Source organism: Mycobacterium sp. UM_CSW (genome assembly GCF_000455205.1).
Lineage (GTDB): Bacteria > Actinomycetota > Actinomycetes > Mycobacteriales > Mycobacteriaceae > Mycobacterium.
Genome location: NZ_AUWQ01000107.1, coordinates 20,035 through 35,422 on the forward strand (window position 1 = coordinate 20,035; position 15,388 = coordinate 35,422).

Sequence of the window (15,388 nt, forward strand, 5' to 3'; positions counted from 1 at the left end):
GCCGTCATCCCGACAGGTTGAAGTTGCCGGATTGCCCGTAGACGGACAACGAAATCATCAGGCAGACAAAGGCGGTGACGATCATCGACGACCGCACCGAACGACCGACCGCCTCCCCCACGCCGGCGGGCCCGCCCGTCGCGGTGAAACCGTAGTAGGTGTGCACGACCATCACACCCGTGGCCATCGTCAGCGCGGCCAGGAACGACCAGAACAGGTCGGTGGGCCGCAGGAACGTGGAGAAGTAGTGCTCGTACACGCCGCGCGACTGCCCGTAGATGTAGATGGTGCCGAACTTGGCGGCGATGAACGACATCAGCACGGCGACCGCGTACAGCGGAATGACCACGAGGACACCGGCGATGATCCGTGTCGACGACAGATAGGTGATCGCGCGGATGCCCATCACTTCCAGCGCGTCGATCTCCTCGTTGATGCGCATCGCGCCGAGCTGGGCGGTCGTGCCCGCGCCGATGGTGGCCGCCAGGGCCACACCGGCCGTGCACGGCGCGATCATGCGCACGTTGAAGAACGCCGAGAGAAATCCGGTCAGCGCCTCGACACCGATGTTGGACAACGTGTCGTAGCCCTGCACCGCGACGAGAGCGCCGGTGGTCAGCGTCAGGAAGCCGATGATGCCCACGGTCCCGCCGATCACCGCCAGCGCGCCCGTGCCCATGCCCATCTCCGCGATCAGCCGCAGCACTTCGCCCGGGTAGCGCCGTACCGCCTCGGCCGTGGCGGCCAACGACCTGCCGTAGAACTCGGTCTGTTCGCCCAGCCTGCGGGTGCTGGCGACCAGCCTGGGCCCGAGGGCGGCCAGCCATCCGGGCTCGCGTGCGGCGTCGGTCACTTGGCGGTCACCTTCACACCGAGGGCGGTGATCACGATGTTGATGAAGAACAACGCCATGAACGAGAACACGACGGTCTCGTTGACCGCGTTGCCGACGCCGGTCGGGCCGCCGCCCACCGAAAGGCCCTTGTAGCAGGCGATCAGGCCCGCCGACAGCCCGAACAGGGTCGCCTTGATGAGCGAGATCACCACCTGCGGTAGGCCGGTGACGAGCGTCATCCCGGCGATGAACGCGCCCGGGGTGACGTGCTGGACGAAGACCACGAAGATGTAGCTGCCCGTCAGCCCGGTGACCGCGACCACCGAGTAGAGCAGCAACGCGACGAAGGTGGCGGCGATGATGCGCGGAACCACAAGCGCCTGAACCGGATTGACGCCGATCACCTTCATCGCGTCGATCTCCTCGCGGATGGTGCGCGCGCCCAGGTCGGCGCACATCGCGGTCGATCCGGCGCCGGCGACGGCCATGGCGGTGACGACGGGCCCGACCTGGGTCACCGACGCCAGCGCGGCACCCGCGCCCGAGAGGTCGCCCGCGCCGATCTCGACGAGCAGGATGTTGAGGACGAACACGATGAGGACCGTGTACGGAATCGACAGCATGATCGTCGGGAAAATCGAAACCCGCGCCACGAACCAGATCTGCTCGAAAAGTTCACGCCACGCCCACGGCCCCCGTACCGCGGCAACCAGTGCCTCGAGGCTGAGCAGAAAGAACTGACCCAGCGCGTTCATGGGCCGTGCGATGGCGGTGCCGTTCATGGGGTTCGTTCATGCCCCCCGCGTCGTCCAGATATCTATACGGCTCATGCAGCCCCCGTTTTAGTGAAAGAAGCGAAAAACTTCGTGATTACCGTCACCGCAAAGGATTAGCGGTGTGCAGCGTGCAATCCGGCCACTTCGCCTGGCTGCGCACACAAAACACTTCGGAAGCCTAAAACCGACCCGGAAGATGTCGCAGGGTTGAAATCAACAAGAAGAAATCTGGCGAACGTCAGCCGGCGCCCGCGCCGCCCTCGGCAATCCGGCGCACCGCGCTGAGGAAGACGTCGATTTCCTCGAAGGTGTTGTAGAACGCGAACGACGGGCGGACGGTGGCCTCCAAGCCGAGACGGCGCAGGATCGGCTGCGCGCAGTGATGGCCGGCGCGCACCGCGATGCCTTCGGCGTTGAGCGCCTTGCCCACCTCGAGCGGATCGTGTCCAGCCAGCACGAACGACAGCACGCTGGCCTTTTCGGTCGCGGTGCCGACCAGGCGGACGCCTGGGATGTCGGCCAGCCGCGGGGTCGCGTAGTCCAGCAGGGCCCGCTCGTGGGCGGCGATGCGCTCCACGCCCAACCGCTGCACGTAGCGCAGCGCCTCGCCGAGGCCGACGGCGTCCGCGATGTTGCCCGTGCCGGCCTCGAACTTGCTGGGCGGTCCCTGATACAGCGAGCGTTCCAGCGTCACGTCGGCGATCATGTTGCCGCCGCCCTGCCACGGCGGTGTTTCGGCCAAGGCCTCCTCGGTCCCGTAGAGCACGCCGATTCCGGTGGGGCCGTAGATCTTGTGGCCGGAGAAGACGAAGAAATCGACGCCCAGCTCGGCGACGTTGACCGGCAGGTGCTGGATGGACTGGGCCCCGTCGATCAGCACCCGCGCGCCGTAGCGGTGGCCCAGCTCGACGATCTGCTCGACCGGTGTCACCGTGCCCAGCGCGTTGGACACCTGGGTCGCGGCCACCAGTTTGGTCTTTGGCCCAAGCAAATCCTCGAATTCCGACATCAGCAAATTGCCGGCGTCATCGACCGGCGCCACTTTCAGAATCGCGCCTGTCTGTTGCGAAAGCAGTTGCCACGGGACGATATTGGCGTGATGCTCTAAATGAGTAATGACAATCTCGTCGCCGGGCAGCAAATGCTTGCCGCCCCAGGCGTAGGCCACCAGATTGATGGCTTCGGTGGTGCCTCGCACGAAGATGATCTCTTCGTCGTTCGCGGCGCCGATGAATCGCCGGACGGTGTTGCGCGCTTCCTCGTAGGCGTCGGTCGCGCGGGCCGCCAACTCGTGCGCCGCGCGATGAATGTTGGAGTTCTCGTGGGCGTAGAAGTGCGACAGGCGATCGATCACCGCCTGCGGTTTCTGGGTGGTTGCCGCGTTGTCGAACCAGATCAGCGGCTTGCCGTTGACGGTCTCGGTCAGGATGGGAAAGTCCGCGCGCACCGCGTTGACGTCGAACACCTCGTGCTCGTCGGGCAAGCGGGGCACGGGATCCGTCTTGGTCAGGAAGTGATAGAGGTGCTCGTCGCCGACGGGCGCAACTGGTGGCGCGTCGGACCAGCCGAGATCGAGCACCGGCGGCGCGTCGGGCAGCCACGAGGGCGTCGCGGGCGCTGAACTGCGGGGGGCCACCGGAGCGGACGGCACCGTCCCGGCGAGCACCCCGGGCACCGTGGGCACGATGCCCTCGCTGGGCACCGCGAAGGCGGCGAGGTCGGCGACGCCGGGTGGAAGGTAGGGATCGGCGACGCTCGCGGCCGTCTCCCCGGCCGACGGCGCGGCCGTCGCATCGGGCACGTTGCCGCGCGGGGCGACGGGCACCGTCTGTGGCGGGCTTTCGGGCCCGGGCGATGTCGGCGCCGGGACGTATATGTCGGCGAAGCCGACGACGGGGACCGGCGGCAGGTAGGGGTCCGACGTGCCGGCGGCGGCGTGTCCGGCCGAGGTGGCGGCGGTGGCGTCCGGCACCGTGCCGCGCGGGGCCACGGGTGCCGTCTGCGGCGGGCTGTCCGGCCCGGGCCGGATGCTGGCCGCGTACAGCTGGGTGGCCAGCGCCGCGAGTTCGGCGGCTCCGATCGGCAACTCGCTTTCGGCGTCTACCGCTCGGTACTCACTTGTACTCATGGAACTGGTCCACGGCCACGTCGTCGAGGACGGCGAGCGCGTCGTCGGTGAGGACGGCCAGCGAGTTGTACAGCGTGACCAGGTATGTCGCGATCGCTGACTGGTTGATCCCGGTGAACCGCACCGACAGGCCCGGCGCCTGCTCGCCGACCAGGCCGGGCTGGAACAGGCCGACCACGCCCTGGCGCTCCTCGCCGGTGCGCACCAGGATGAACTTGGTCTTGCCGTCTTCCACCGGCACCTTGTCCGACGGGATCAGCGGAATGCCGCGCCAGGTGATGAACTGCGCCCCGAACAGGCTCACCACGGGCGGCGGCACGCCGCGGTAGGTGGCCTCGCGGCCGAACGCCGCGACACCGAGCGGGTGGGTGAGGAAGAAGCTGGGCGTCTTCCACACCTTCGTGATGAGCGCGTCGAGGTCGTCGGGCGTCGGCGCCCCGCCGAGCGTCTGGATCGTCTGCTCCGGCGTCGCCTGGGCCAGCAGCCCGTACTCGGGGCTGTTGACCAGCTCGAACTCCTGGCGCTCCTTGATCGTTTCGATGGTCAGCCGCAGCTGCTGGGCGATCTGGTCGTGCGGGCTGGAGTACAGGTCGGAGACCCGGGTGTGGATGTCGACCAGGGTCGAGATCGAGCGCAGCGTGTATTCGCGCGGGCTGGTCTCGTAGTCGACGTAGGTCTCGGGCAGCGGTTCCTCGGTGCCGGCGCCCTCTTCGGCCTTGATCGCCACACTCTCGGGGTTGACGACCCGGTTCACCCGGTAGAGGCCGGCTTCCACGGGAACCCAGCTGAGCAGATGCAACAACCAACGCGGCGTGATGGTCGAGAGCTGCGGGACGGTCTTCGTCGCGTTGGCAAGCTGCCGGGCGGCGAGATCGCCTAGTGCCTGGGATTCGTTTTGAGCCCCCTGAGCCGTCGTCATCGCGCTCCTTCCGCTCGGTCGAACGCTGCTGCGAGTGCGGCAGCTTCATGATCGCCCACCGTCAGCGGTGGCGCGCGCCGAGCGTAGGCGGGCACGGAGGTGATACAGAAGGTTTACACCGGGGGTGAGTGAAAACAAGGAAGCGAGCCCGAAATCTGACAGCGGTGTTTGCGGGCCCTATAGTGGGGGCCATGCAACAGGCCGTTCAGCTGCGCTTCGTTCCTTCGCGCTGCCTCGCCATGGACTGTTGTTGTCGCTGTTGTTGATTTCCTGACGCCCTAACGACGCCTTAGAAATCCTCGCGCTTTCCCCGCAACGGGCAGGACCCGCGGTCCGCCCCGCGGCATCGATGCGCGCCAGTCGAACCCTTTCAGGAAGATCAACCACCCATGACCGTCTTATCCATGCCCAACCGCGCCCTGACGCGGGTCGCGACCCGCCGGCGCGTGCACATCCGGCCGGCGGCCGACGTCGCCCGCATGACGCGCTACCGCGGCGGCACCTACTCCCACACCGTGGACCGGATCGTGTTCGCCGACGGCAGCTGGGCGCGCACCGACCTGATCCGGCTGCATCCCAACCTGCTGGCCTACTCGCTCGACTTCACCGGCATCGCACCGCACCTGCCCTCGAGCTACCGCCTGGGCACCTGGTCCGCCCTGCCCCACCTGCGGGCCCGCGGGTGCGAGGCCGCGGTCGAATGGATCCTGCGGCACTCCTTTCCGACGAGCCACATCGCCGAGCTGAGCCAACGGTTGCGGGCCGCCGGTTACCCGCTGGGGCGGGCCAACCTCAGCGAACACGAGGCCATCGCGGCCACTCAGGCCGCGATATGGCACTTCACCAACGGCCTGGCCTTGGACACCCGGCCGCTCAACGAGCCCGTCTTTGTGGACCGCGCTCCCGGGCCGGTGATCACCTTCGAATTCGACGGCGAACCACAGCTGGGCGGGTACTCGGTATGGACGGCGTCCGACACCACCATCGGTGTGAAACTGCAAAAGTCCTCCAATGGCGTTGACTGGCAGGATGTTTCGGGTTCACAGCTGACCGCCCATGCCGGCGAGGGGCGACACCGGCGCAGCCTCGGCGTCGGCAGCACGCTGTCTACCAGCAGCCACGGCGGCGGTGGGCGCGGTTACCGCCACTACCGGCTCGTCGCAACGACGGACACCGCCGGCGCGACGATCGGCGATGTCCGGTTCTGGCTGACCGGCGCCCGCCACTACCGCAATGCCGATCGGGTCGTGCACCTCTACAATTACCTACTCACGGGGGCGAGCGCCGCCTTGCGCAACTCCGAAGAGCCGCGACTGGTCGATACCCATGCAACCGCCGAATCCGAACTCATAGGACCCTTCCAGGTGCGAATCCCTTTGAGCCTCAGCGCGGCCGGCGGACACGCGCTGGTCGACGCCGACGGTTTGGGCATCGACGAGATCGTCCAGCCGGGAACGGACTTCTATGTGCGTCCCGCGCCGGGCACATCGGCGATGACAATGACGGCAACGACACCGCACGACCTCACCGGACGGGTACTCACCGGCGAGGCATTCGCGGGGGCGTCGCAGCGGTTCACCCCGGTTGCGCTTATCGTGCCAATAGACGTTGCAATCGAATTCGACATCACCTGGCAAGCCGACGAGCCCTGTACCGACATCGCGTAAGGAAGTTTCATGAGCATCGCCGAGGACGTCACACAGCTGATCGGTAACACGCCGCTGGTGCGGCTGCGCCGGGTCACCGAGGGCGTCGGCGCCGACGTCGTCGCCAAGCTTGAATCCTTCAACCCGGCTAACAGCGTGAAGGACCGCATCGGGGTCGCCATGCTGGACGCTGCCGAGCAGGCCGGCCTGATCAAGCCCGACACCATCATCCTCGAGCCGACTAGCGGGAACACCGGCATCGCGCTGGCAATGGTGTGCGCGGCACGCGGCTACCGGTGCGTGCTGACCATGCCCGACACCATGAGCGTCGAGCGGCGCATGCTGCTGCGAGCCTACGGCGCCGAGCTGATCCTGACCCCCGGCGCCGACGGCATGCCCGGTGCCATCGCCAAGGCCGAGGAGCTGGCCAAGACCGACCAGCGGTATTTCGTGCCGCAGCAGTTCGAAAACCCGGCCAACCCGGCGATCCACCGCGCGACGACCGCCGAGGAGGTGTGGCGCGACACCGACGGCAAGATCGACTTCTTCGTGGCCGGCGTCGGCACCGGCGGCACCATCACCGGTGTCGCCCAGGTGATCAAGGAACGCAAGCCGTCGGCCCAGTTCATCGCGGTGGAGCCGGCGGCGTCCCCGGTGCTGTCCGGCGGGCAGAAGGGGCCTCACCCGATCCAGGGCATCGGCGCCGGATTCGTCCCGCCCGTCCTCGACATGGATCTGGTCGACGAGGTCATCGCCGTCGGCAACGAGGACTCGCTGACCATGGCCCGGCGGCTCGCCCGCGAGGAGGGGCTGCTGTCCGGCATCTCATCCGGCGCGGCGGTGGTGGCCGCGTTGCAGGTGGCCCGCCGGCCCGAGAATGCCGGCAAGCTCGTGGTTGTCGTGCTGCCCAGCTTCGGCGAACGCTATCTGAGCACGGCGCTGTTCGCCGACTTGGCGGACTGACCATGCTCGCAGCCATGCGGCGGGACATCCGGGCGGCCAGGGAGCGCGACCCCGCCAAGCCCACCACGCTGCAGGTCGTCTTCGCCTACCCGGGCGTGCACGCGATCTGGGCCCACCGGGTCAGCCACTGGCTGTGGAACCGCGGCGCCAGGCTGGCCGCCCGGACGTTCGGGGAGGTCACCCGCATCTTCACCGGGGTCGACGTCCACCCCGGTGCCGTCCTGGGCCCCGGCCTGTTCATCGACCACGCGACCGGCGTGGTGATCGGCGAGACGGCCGAGGTGGGCGAGGACGTGACGCTGTACCACGGCGTGACCCTCGGTGGCAGCGGCGCGGAGACCGGAAAACGCCACCCGACCGTCGGCGACCGCGTGATCATCGGCGCCGGGGCCAAGGTGCTGGGCGCGATCAAAGTCGGCGACGACAGCCGGATCGGCGCCAACGCGGTGGTGGTCAAGCCGGTGCCGTCGGGGTCCGTGGTCGTCGGGGTTCCCGGGCAGGTCATCAGCCGCGCCGGCCGGGGCACCCCCGACGACTCGATGATGCCCGACCTGGTGGGCGTCAGCCTGCAGTCCCTGCTCACCCGAGTGGCCAAGCTGGAGGCGTTGAACGACGGCCCGCAGAATGGCCGGGTAATCCGCCCGCCCGAGGCCGGCGTGTGGCACGGCGAGGACTTCCAGATCTGAGGGCGATCGCGCGTCCCTCGGTGCGCAAGGTTTAAATCCGTTGTGAGCCAATGACATATGTCGCAGCAGCGCCCGTCGACCATGCCCTATAGTGGTTCGTATGTCACGGGCCTCGACGCGCTGTTGCCGTTGATTCGCTGACGTTCGCGCCCCATCTTGCGCGAGACGTGGCTTTGCCCAATTCCTTTCAGGCAAATTGCTGCTATTTCGTTGCGCGGCAGAACTTTTCAGGAGGTGGTCGACAGATGACCGAAACCCTTGCGGGCCAACGGCATATCGATGAGGGCCGTCAGCAGGCCAGCCGGGCGCTCGATACGGCGGTGGGGATACTCGTCGGGTGGCGTAGGTACAGCACCTATGTCGCGTTTCGGGAGTTGCTCAGCGCCAGCGAACGGTACGGGGTACCGCTGTTCAAGCTGGCTTCGGCGCTGGTGGACCTGGCCAGCGGAACCGCCGAAAGCGAGACCGGCGTCGACGCGGCCCGGTTGGCCGCGGAACGGGAATGGGGCCTGAACTACTTGCTGTGACCGGCGGGGTCGTTGGGGTGCGGGCTCAGCGGCGTCACCTCGTCGGTGCGCCAGATGCGCAGGGGCATCGACGCGAGCACCCGCTCCAGCTCCTCCGCGTCGGTCGCGGCGAACAGGCCGAGGGTGCGCCATTCGCCCGGTTGCAGCGGTGGGCGCCACAGCCGCAGTAGGTGCCCCTGTTCGGCCAGTTCGCGCGAATGCGCGGCCTCCCTGGCCCGCACGTCGTCGACGGCTTCCTGAGGCGTCCCGTCCGGGACCTGCGTGGTCATGGTGACCAGGAATTCCATCAGCCCTCCTGAGAGGCACTGGAAAGCATTGGGTTCCATGGCCGACCGGCGGCCAGAGCGTGCGCGACTGAGGCTAACCCCGCTCCCCCGGGTGGACTCGAACCACCAACCCTTCGGTTAACAGCCGAATGCTCTGCCAATTGAGCTACAGGGGATTAAACCGATCGCCGGACGACTCTAGCGTACTGGCCCGACGCCGCCCAACTAGACACAGGTGTCCTGCCCCGGGCCTGATGGCCACATGCCCCGCGCGCCAACCGCCGAAAGTGAGGCAGGATGGAGCCATCGATCGTCGGGAGGAACGCTTTGATCCGGTATGTCGTGGTGCTGGGACTGGGTTACGTGCTGGGCTCGAAGGCCGGACGTCGCCGATACGAGCAGCTCGTCGGCACCTATCGCGCGCTGACCAGCAGCCCCGTGGCCAAGTCGATGATCGAGGGGGGACGCCGCAAGATCGCGAACCGCATCTCGCCCGACGCCGGTTTCGTCACCCTGACCGAAATCGACGACCAGACCGCGGTGGTCCAGCGCGACCTCGAGCGACCGGCGGATCCGGCCCTCACACCGTCAGATCGTCGCCGCTAGCCTGCTCCAGCAGGCTGCGCCGATAGGCCTCCATGGCGACCAGGTCGCCGAACAGCGCGTGATACTCGTCGCCCTGCTCGATGGGTGACATGCGCTGCAGTTTGGACTTCACCTCGGCGATCTGCCGGCCCATCCAGACCTCCTGGAGGCGCGCGAGCACACCCCCGATATAGCGCGGCAGCTTCTCGTCGTCGACCTGGATGGCCTCCACCCCCAGCTCGCTGATCAGGCCGGCCGTCAGGCTCGAGGTAGTCTGCGCTCGCACCGCCTCGAGCCACTCCGCCCCGGTAACGCCGGTCGAGGTTCCGCCCGCGGCCTCGATGGCCGCCCGAACGGCCGCGTAGCCGGGGTGCGTGAAGCTCTCCACGGTCAGGGTGTCGAACACCGGACCCGCCAGCGCCGGGTACTGCAACGCCGACTTGAGGGCCTCGCGCTGGGCCCACAGGATCGGGTCGCGCGGGTCCGGACGGGCGGCGCGCGACTCCTTCGCCTCGCTAGCGACCGGCGCGGCCGGCTGGCGCTCGGCCCGGCGGGGAGCCTCGGATGCGAGGCCGCTGCGAGCCGGGGCCTTGGACCGTTTGGCCTCGCCGCGGACCCGCTCGATGACCTGGGCGACGTCGTCCCAGCCGACCCAGCCGGCGAGCTGGCGGGCGTACTCGTCGCGCAGCGTGGGGTCCTTGATCTGGCTGACCATGGGCACGCAGCGGCGCAGCGCGGCGACCCGGCCCTCGGCGCTGTCCAGGTCCATCTCGGCGATCGTGGTGCGAATCGCGAACTCGAACAGCGGGGTTCGCCGCGCCACCAGGTCGCGCAGCGCGACGTCGCCGGATTTGAGCCGCAGGTCGCACGGGTCCATGCCGTCCGGCGCGACGGCGACGAAGGACTGCCCGGCCAGGTTCTGCTCGCCGCCGAACGCCTTCAGCGCGGCGGCGCGCCCGGCCGCGTCGCCATCGAAGACATAGATCAATTCCCCGCGAAAGAAGCTGTCGTCCATCATCAATCGGCGCAGCATCGCCAGGTGCTCGTCGCCGAACGCGGTGCCGCAGGAGGCGACGGCGGTGGTGACGCCGGCCAGGTGCATCGCCATCACGTCGGTGTAGCCCTCGACGACGACGGCCTGGTGCCCCTTGGCGATGTCGCGCTTGGCCAGGTCGATGCCGAACATCACCGACGACTTCTTGTACAGCGCGGTCTCGGGCGTGTTGATGTACTTGGCTTCCATCGGATCGTCGTCGAACAGACGGCGGGCCCCGAAGCCGATCACCTCGCCGGCCGCGGTGCGGATGGGCCACAGCAGCCGCCGGTGGAAGCGATCCATCGGGCCGCGGCGCCCCTCCCGGGACAGCCCGGCCGCCTCCAGCTCCTTGAACTCGAAACCCTTGCGCTGCAGGTGTTTTGTCAGCGAGTCCCAGCCCGACGGGGCGAACCCGCAGCCGAAATGACGCGCCGCCTCGGCGTCGAAGTTCCGCTCCGTCAGGTACTGGCGGGCCGGTGCCGCCTCGTCGGACTCCAGGGCCGCCGCGTAGAACTCGGCGGCCGCCGCGTTGGCCGCGACCAGCCTGCTGCGGCTACCGCGGTCGCGCTGCACGTTGGTGGCCGCGGCACCGGTGTAGGTGATGGTGTGGCCGACCCGGTCGGCGAGCAGTTCGACGGCCTCGACGAAGCTGACGTGTTCGATCTTCTGGACGAACGCGTACACGTCGCCGCCCTCGCCGCAGCCGAAGCAGTGGAAGTGGCCGTGGTTCGGCCGGACGTGGAACGACGGCGACTTCTCGTTGTGGAACGGGCACAGGCCCTTGAGCGAGTCGGCGCCGGCGCGCTTGAGCTGGACGTAATCGCCCACGACGTCTTCGATGCGGGCCCGTTCGCGGATGGCGGCGATATCGCGATCAGAGATCCGGCCGGCCATCGGCCCAGTCTAAAACGCCGGAGCCGATCAGCTCGTCGGCCCGATGACGCCGCACGCGATCCGCTCCATCGACTGGTCGCCGACGCCGTGGATCATCAACGCGGTCTTGTCCCCGGCCAGCAGCTGGTCCCTGGTGAACGCGTCGCTGGTGGTCACCAGGTACGCGGACCCGTCCTGGCGCACCTCGAGCATCGTCAGGTCACCGCTCTCGGGCATCCCGGAGTGCCCGGGCGCCTGGAAATGCCCGCCGGCCGACAGGAAGTTCCCGGGCGGGCCGCCGTTCGGGGCGACCGAATTCGGCTCACACTTGCCGACCTGGTGGATGTGCATGTCGTGGAGGCCGGGTGCGAGGATGCCGCCGGCAACCGTCTTGACGGTGATGGTGGCGTAGCCGTTGCTGAAGTCGAAGGTTGCGGTGGCCACGTCCTTGCCGTCGGCCGTCTTCAGTTGCGCCGTCAGCGATCCGGCGGCGGGCGCCGGTCCCGAGGTCGACGACGCCGGAGCACCGCTTTGGACGGGAGGCGTGGTACCCGTCTGGCTGGTCGCATGCTGGGGCGAACTGCAGGCGTTCAGGGCCACGACGGGAAGCGACAGCAAGGCGACGGCAACGGCGCTGAGTTTGGTCATGCGGGTAACGCTATCCGGTCGCCTGACGGGCGTCGATCCGCTCCAGCCGACCCTCGGTATAGGAGGCGACCTGATCGACGACGACTCGGAGCCGGGCGCGGTCGTCGGCGGCGGTGTTGAACGCCGCGGCGAACATGGGGTCCAGCGTTCCGGGCGCCCCGGAGTACAGCCAGTGCGCCACGCGATGGATGCGTTCGCGCTGCCGGGCCTGGGTTTCCAGGTGCCGGGGGTCAGACATGATGAACTGCAGCGCCAGGATTTTCAGCAGGGCGACCTCGGCGCGCACCAGGTCGGGCACCTGCAGGTCGGCCCGGTAGCGCACCAGCGGGCCCGGGCCGGCCGCCGCACGGGTGGTCGCAATGGCGGCCGAGGCGAATCGGCCCACCAGTTCACTGGTCAATCGCTTGAGCGCCACCGCTGCCGCGAGCGTCGCGTCGTACTTGCCGACCGCGGCGACCACGGGTAGGCCCGACAGCCGGCGCGCGGCGGCCATGAAGTCGTCGGCGCTCACCCGGGAGAATTCGCTCTCCCCCAGCTTGGCCAGCGCGGCCGCCTCGTCCTCGTCGGCCAGCACGCGCAGGTCGATGCGCTGGGAGACGACGCCGTCCTCCACGTCGTGCACCGAATACGCGACGTCGTCGGCCCAGTCCATCACCTGGGCCTCCAGGCACGTCCGATTCGCCGGCGCCCCCTGGCGGACCCAGGCCGCGGGCTCGCAGTCCTCGTCGTAGAAGCCGAACTTGCGTGCGGGCCCCTCACCGCGGGTCCACGGGTACTTGGTGACCGCGTCCAGGGACGCGCGGGTCAGGTTCAGGCCCGCGCTATTGCCTTGCGCGTCAAGCACTTTGGGCTCGAGGCTGGTCAGTATCCGGAAGTTCTGGGCGTTGCCCTCGAAACCACCGTGGTCCGCGGCCAATTCGTCGAGCGCGCGTTCGCCGTTGTGCCCGTAGGGCGGATGGCCGATGTCGTGTGCCAGGCCGGCCAGCTCGACCAGGTCGAGGTCGCAGCCCAGCCCCACCGCCATCCCCCGGCCGATCTGGGCCACCTCCAGCGAGTGGGTCAGCCGAGTGCGGGGGGTGTCACCTTCGCGCGGCCCGACCACCTGCGTCTTGTCGGCGAGGCGGCGCAGCGCGGCGCTGTGCAGCACCCGGGCGCGGTCCCGGGCGAAGTCGGTGCGGTGCTGGCCTTCCGTGCCCGGCAGACCCGCCGTCTTCGCCACTTCGCGCACCCGTCGCTGACGGTCGAAGTCGTCGTAGGGGTCCTGCTGATGCGTACTCACCGCAGCACAGTCTGCCAGGGAACGCGGGCTAGATTGGCCTATGCGCTCTGCTCGGCTGCTCGGCGTGATCCTGACGGTCCTCATGGGGCTCGGCGCCGGGGTGCTGCTGGCGCCGACGGCAGGCGCGCAACCGCCGTTTCGGCTGCCGGACCAAATCACCGACAACGCGAACGCGCTCTCAGACTCCGCTCGCGCCGCGGTGACGTCGGCCACCGACAAGCTCTACGCCGATCGCCACATCCGGCTGTGGGTGGTCTACGTCGACGACTTCTCCGGGGAAAGCGCCGACAGCTGGGCGAGGCGCACCCGAACCGTCAGCGACTTGGGCGACTACGACGCGCTGCTGGCCGTCGCCACCACCGGCCGGTCATACGCGTTCTTCGTCCCGTCGGCGATCGCGAGCGTCAACGCGGGTCAGGTTGATCAGCTGCGGCGCACCAAGATCGAGCCCGCGCTGCACGACGGCGACTGGGCCGGTGCCGCGGTCGCGGCGGCCAACGGGCTCAACAGGTCGCCATCATCGTCGACTCGCGTGGCCCTGCTGGTCGCGTTGAGCGCCGTTGTCGTCGCCGTCGTGGTCCTGCTGGTGGTGATGGGCTACCGGCGCCGGCGGCGGCGCGCCGCCGAGTTGGCCGCGGCGCGGCGCATCGATCCCGCCGATCCCAACGCGCTGGCCGCGGTGTCATTGGCGGCCCTCGACGACCTGTCGCGCTCGTTGGTGGTGGAGGTCGACAACGCGGTGCGCACCAGCGCCAACGAGTTGACGTTGGCGATCGACGAGTTCGGTGACGAGCGGACCCAACCGTTTACCCAGGCCGTGAACAACGCCAAAGCGACTCTGGCGCAAGCCTTTACGATCCGCCAGCAGCTCGACGACAGCATGCCCGAGACGCCCGCGCAGCGCCGCGAGATGCTGACCCGGGTGATCGTCTCGGCGGCGCGCGCCAACCGCGAACTCGAATCACAGCGGCAGGCGTTCGAAGAGCTGCGGGTTTTGGTGGTCAACGCGCCGTCGCGGTTGGACGCGCTGACCCAGCAGTACGTGGAGCTCACCGCCCGCATCGCCCCCGCCGAGCAGCGGCTGGCCGAGCTGCGCAAGGAGTTCGACGCCGCGGCCCTGACTTCGGTCTCCGGCAATATCGCAAGCACCAACGAGAGGCTGGCGTTCGCGGACCGCAACATCGGCTCCGCCCGCGAGCTGGCCGGCGTCGCGGGCGGTCAGCAGGCCTCGTTGGTCGACGCGATCCATGCCGCCGAGGCGGCGCTCGGACAGGCCCGCGCGCTGCTGGACGCGATCGACAACGCGGCCAAGGACATCCGGCACGCAGTCGCCGCGTTGCCCTCGCTCATCGACGAGATCCAGGCGGGCGTCAAGCGCGCCGACGAGCAGCTGCGGAAGGCGCGGGGCGCCGGGGCGGGCCGCGCCGCCGAACTCACCGCCGCGCGCGACGAGGCGGCCGCGGCCGTCATGGGAGCCCGCGGCGCCGGCGCCGCGGATCCTCTCGGCACGTTCGCCAGGCTGACGAAGGCCGACGCCGCCCTGAATCGGGTCCTGGACGCCGTCGCCCAGGAGGAGGCGGCCGCCGAGCGGCTCGAGCGTTCCTTCGAGCAGGCCGTCTTCACCGCGCAGGCGCGGGTGCGCGCCGTCTCCGAGTACATCGAAACCCGCCGGGGCAGCATCGGAGCCGAGGCGCGGACCCGGCTCGCCGAGGCCAACCGACACCTGCAGGCCGCACAGGACAAGAAGACGACGAACGTGTCCGAGGCGATTGCCCACGCCAACGCGGCATCGACGCTGGCCGCCAACGCCCAGGCGCTGGCGAACGCGGACGTCCAGCAGGCCCAGCGTTTCTATGCCCGCCGCGGCAGCAGCGACACCGGCGCCATGATCGGCGGGATCATCATCGGCGACCTGCTCAGTGGGGCCATGCGCGGTGGGTTCGGCGGCTGGAGCCCCACCTCGTTCGGCGGCGGCCCGAGCGCCTCGGGCTCATGGGGCGGCTCGTCCGGGGGCGGCCTCATGGGTGGCGGCGGGCGGTTCTGATACCCGGCGGACAAAGAACGGGGCCGCACACCGGTTGGTGTGCGGCCCCGCTTTGAAGCGGCGAATCAGGCCCAGCTGGACCCGACGGCGCTGTCCGTGCTGGACATGTTGCTGCCCGCCGTCTGCACCTTCTGGCCGTGCGCGTTGGCCTGCTCGTAAATCACCTGGAAGTTACGA

Annotated in this window: 13 protein-coding genes, 1 tRNA gene and 2 pseudogenes; 6 read left to right on the forward strand and 10 right to left on the reverse strand. The window is 68.9% G+C overall.

From position 1 onward, the window contains the following. Window positions 1-4 precede the first annotated feature (4 nt). From N415_RS27085 to N415_RS27100, 4 genes are all read right to left on the reverse strand, one after another. Window positions 5-853, reverse strand: a complete 849-nt coding sequence (locus N415_RS27085) for an ABC transporter permease (RefSeq protein ID WP_068188374.1) — start codon at window positions 851-853, stop codon at window positions 5-7. Beyond that, on the reverse strand, window positions 850-1,617 hold the full coding sequence (locus tag N415_RS27090; RefSeq protein ID WP_068134388.1) for an ABC transporter permease: 768 nt from the start codon (window positions 1,615-1,617) through the stop codon (window positions 850-852). Before N415_RS27090 ends, N415_RS27085 begins: the two co-directional genes overlap by 4 nt. A gap of 232 nt (window positions 1,618-1,849) precedes the next feature. Continuing rightward, window positions 1,850-3,739 carry a family 2A encapsulin nanocompartment cargo protein cysteine desulfurase gene (locus N415_RS27095; RefSeq protein ID WP_068188377.1) on the reverse strand — a complete coding sequence of 630 codons (1,890 nt, stop codon included), beginning with the start codon at window positions 3,737-3,739 and terminating at the stop codon, window positions 1,850-1,852. After that, a complete protein-coding gene (locus tag N415_RS27100; RefSeq protein WP_068134382.1) occupies window positions 3,726-4,658 on the reverse strand; it encodes a family 2A encapsulin nanocompartment shell protein in 933 nt (310 codons plus the stop codon). The genes N415_RS27095 and N415_RS27100 overlap by 14 nt, the downstream gene beginning before the upstream one ends. A 389-nt stretch (window positions 4,659-5,047) precedes the next feature. Between N415_RS27100 and N415_RS27105 the strand changes: the two genes are divergently transcribed. The 4 genes from N415_RS27105 (at window position 5,048) to N415_RS27120 (ending at window position 8,480) form a co-directional block, all read left to right on the forward strand. Then, on the forward strand, window positions 5,048-6,325 hold the full coding sequence (locus N415_RS27105; RefSeq protein ID WP_068188379.1) for a thioester domain-containing protein: 1,278 nt from the start codon (window positions 5,048-5,050) through the stop codon (window positions 6,323-6,325). A 9-nt stretch (window positions 6,326-6,334) separates the two neighbouring features. Then, window positions 6,335-7,267, forward strand: coding sequence for a cysteine synthase A (gene cysK, locus N415_RS27110; RefSeq protein ID WP_068188381.1), 933 nt, complete (start codon window positions 6,335-6,337; stop codon window positions 7,265-7,267). 2 nt (window positions 7,268-7,269) lie between these two features. Continuing rightward, the gene (cysE, locus tag N415_RS27115; RefSeq protein WP_068105080.1) at window positions 7,270-7,953 is read left to right on the forward strand and encodes a serine O-acetyltransferase; all 684 of its coding nucleotides are present in this window, start codon (window positions 7,270-7,272) and stop codon (window positions 7,951-7,953) included. Between the two features lie 245 nt (window positions 7,954-8,198). Beyond that, complete coding sequence (locus N415_RS27120; RefSeq protein WP_068188383.1) at window positions 8,199-8,480, forward strand: hypothetical protein; 282 nt, start codon at window positions 8,199-8,201, stop codon at window positions 8,478-8,480. On the opposite strand, the pseudogene N415_RS27125 reads toward N415_RS27120, so the two are convergent. Both N415_RS27125 and N415_RS27130 read right to left on the reverse strand, forming a co-directional pair. Then, window positions 8,480-8,767 (reverse strand): annotated as a pseudogene (locus N415_RS27125) (muconolactone Delta-isomerase family protein); the annotation flags it as partial. The gene N415_RS27120 and the pseudogene N415_RS27125 overlap by 1 nt on opposite strands. A gap of 82 nt (window positions 8,768-8,849) precedes the next feature. Beyond that, window positions 8,850-8,922 (reverse strand) — tRNA-Asn (locus tag N415_RS27130). 151 nt (window positions 8,923-9,073) lie between these two features. Here N415_RS27130 and N415_RS27135 point away from each other — a divergent pair. Beyond that, window positions 9,074-9,352 carry a hypothetical protein gene (locus tag N415_RS27135; protein WP_068105090.1) on the forward strand — a complete coding sequence of 93 codons (279 nt, stop codon included), beginning with the start codon at window positions 9,074-9,076 and terminating at the stop codon, window positions 9,350-9,352. Here the strand turns inward: N415_RS27135 and dnaG are convergent. From dnaG to N415_RS27150, 3 genes are read right to left on the reverse strand one after another with little or no spacing between them, the layout of a single operon-like run. Continuing rightward, window positions 9,327-11,261 (reverse strand): DNA primase, encoded by a 1,935-nt coding sequence (gene dnaG / locus N415_RS27140; RefSeq protein WP_068188388.1) that lies wholly within the window; start codon window positions 11,259-11,261, stop codon window positions 9,327-9,329. The two genes, N415_RS27135 and dnaG, sit on opposite strands and share 26 nt — an antisense overlap. 27 nt (window positions 11,262-11,288) lie before the next feature. Beyond that, window positions 11,289-11,888, reverse strand: coding sequence for a superoxide dismutase family protein (locus N415_RS27145; RefSeq protein ID WP_081665548.1), 600 nt, complete (start codon window positions 11,886-11,888; stop codon window positions 11,289-11,291). Between the two features lie 10 nt (window positions 11,889-11,898). Beyond that, entirely contained in the window at window positions 11,899-13,167 is a 1,269-nt protein-coding gene (locus tag N415_RS27150) for a deoxyguanosinetriphosphate triphosphohydrolase (RefSeq protein WP_068188392.1), read from the reverse strand. 40 nt (window positions 13,168-13,207) lie between these two features. Here N415_RS27150 and N415_RS27155 point away from each other — a divergent pair, with 40 nt between their 5' ends. Continuing rightward, complete coding sequence (locus N415_RS27155; protein WP_068188395.1) at window positions 13,208-15,211, forward strand: TPM domain-containing protein; 2,004 nt, start codon at window positions 13,208-13,210, stop codon at window positions 15,209-15,211. Between the two features lie 65 nt (window positions 15,212-15,276). Here N415_RS27155 and N415_RS27160 read toward each other — a convergent pair. Next, window positions 15,277-15,388: pseudogene (locus N415_RS27160) on the reverse strand (type VII secretion protein EsxI); the annotation flags it as partial.

Excerpts from the sequence above, each read along its gene's own strand:
- dnaG (WP_068188388.1), bottom strand. The coding sequence starts at position 11,261 with ATGGCCGGCCGGATCTCTGATCGCGATATCGCCGCCATCCGCGAACGG.
- N415_RS27100 (WP_068134382.1), bottom strand. The coding sequence starts at position 4,658 with ATGACGACGGCTCAGGGGGCTCAAAACGAATCCCAGGCACTAGGCGAT.
- cysE (WP_068105080.1), top strand. The coding sequence starts at position 7,270 with ATGCTCGCAGCCATGCGGCGGGACATCCGGGCGGCCAGGGAGCGCGAC.
- cysK (WP_068188381.1), top strand. The coding sequence starts at position 6,335 with ATGAGCATCGCCGAGGACGTCACACAGCTGATCGGTAACACGCCGCTG.
- N415_RS27120 (WP_068188383.1), top strand. The coding sequence starts at position 8,199 with ATGACCGAAACCCTTGCGGGCCAACGGCATATCGATGAGGGCCGTCAG.
- N415_RS27095 (WP_068188377.1), bottom strand. The coding sequence starts at position 3,739 with ATGAGTACAAGTGAGTACCGAGCGGTAGACGCCGAAAGCGAGTTGCCG.
- N415_RS27145 (WP_081665548.1), bottom strand. The coding sequence starts at position 11,888 with ATGACCAAACTCAGCGCCGTTGCCGTCGCCTTGCTGTCGCTTCCCGTC.
- N415_RS27155 (WP_068188395.1), top strand. The coding sequence starts at position 13,208 with ATGCGCTCTGCTCGGCTGCTCGGCGTGATCCTGACGGTCCTCATGGGG.
- N415_RS27105 (WP_068188379.1), top strand. The coding sequence starts at position 5,048 with ATGACCGTCTTATCCATGCCCAACCGCGCCCTGACGCGGGTCGCGACC.
- N415_RS27090 (WP_068134388.1), bottom strand. The coding sequence starts at position 1,617 with ATGAACGGCACCGCCATCGCACGGCCCATGAACGCGCTGGGTCAGTTC.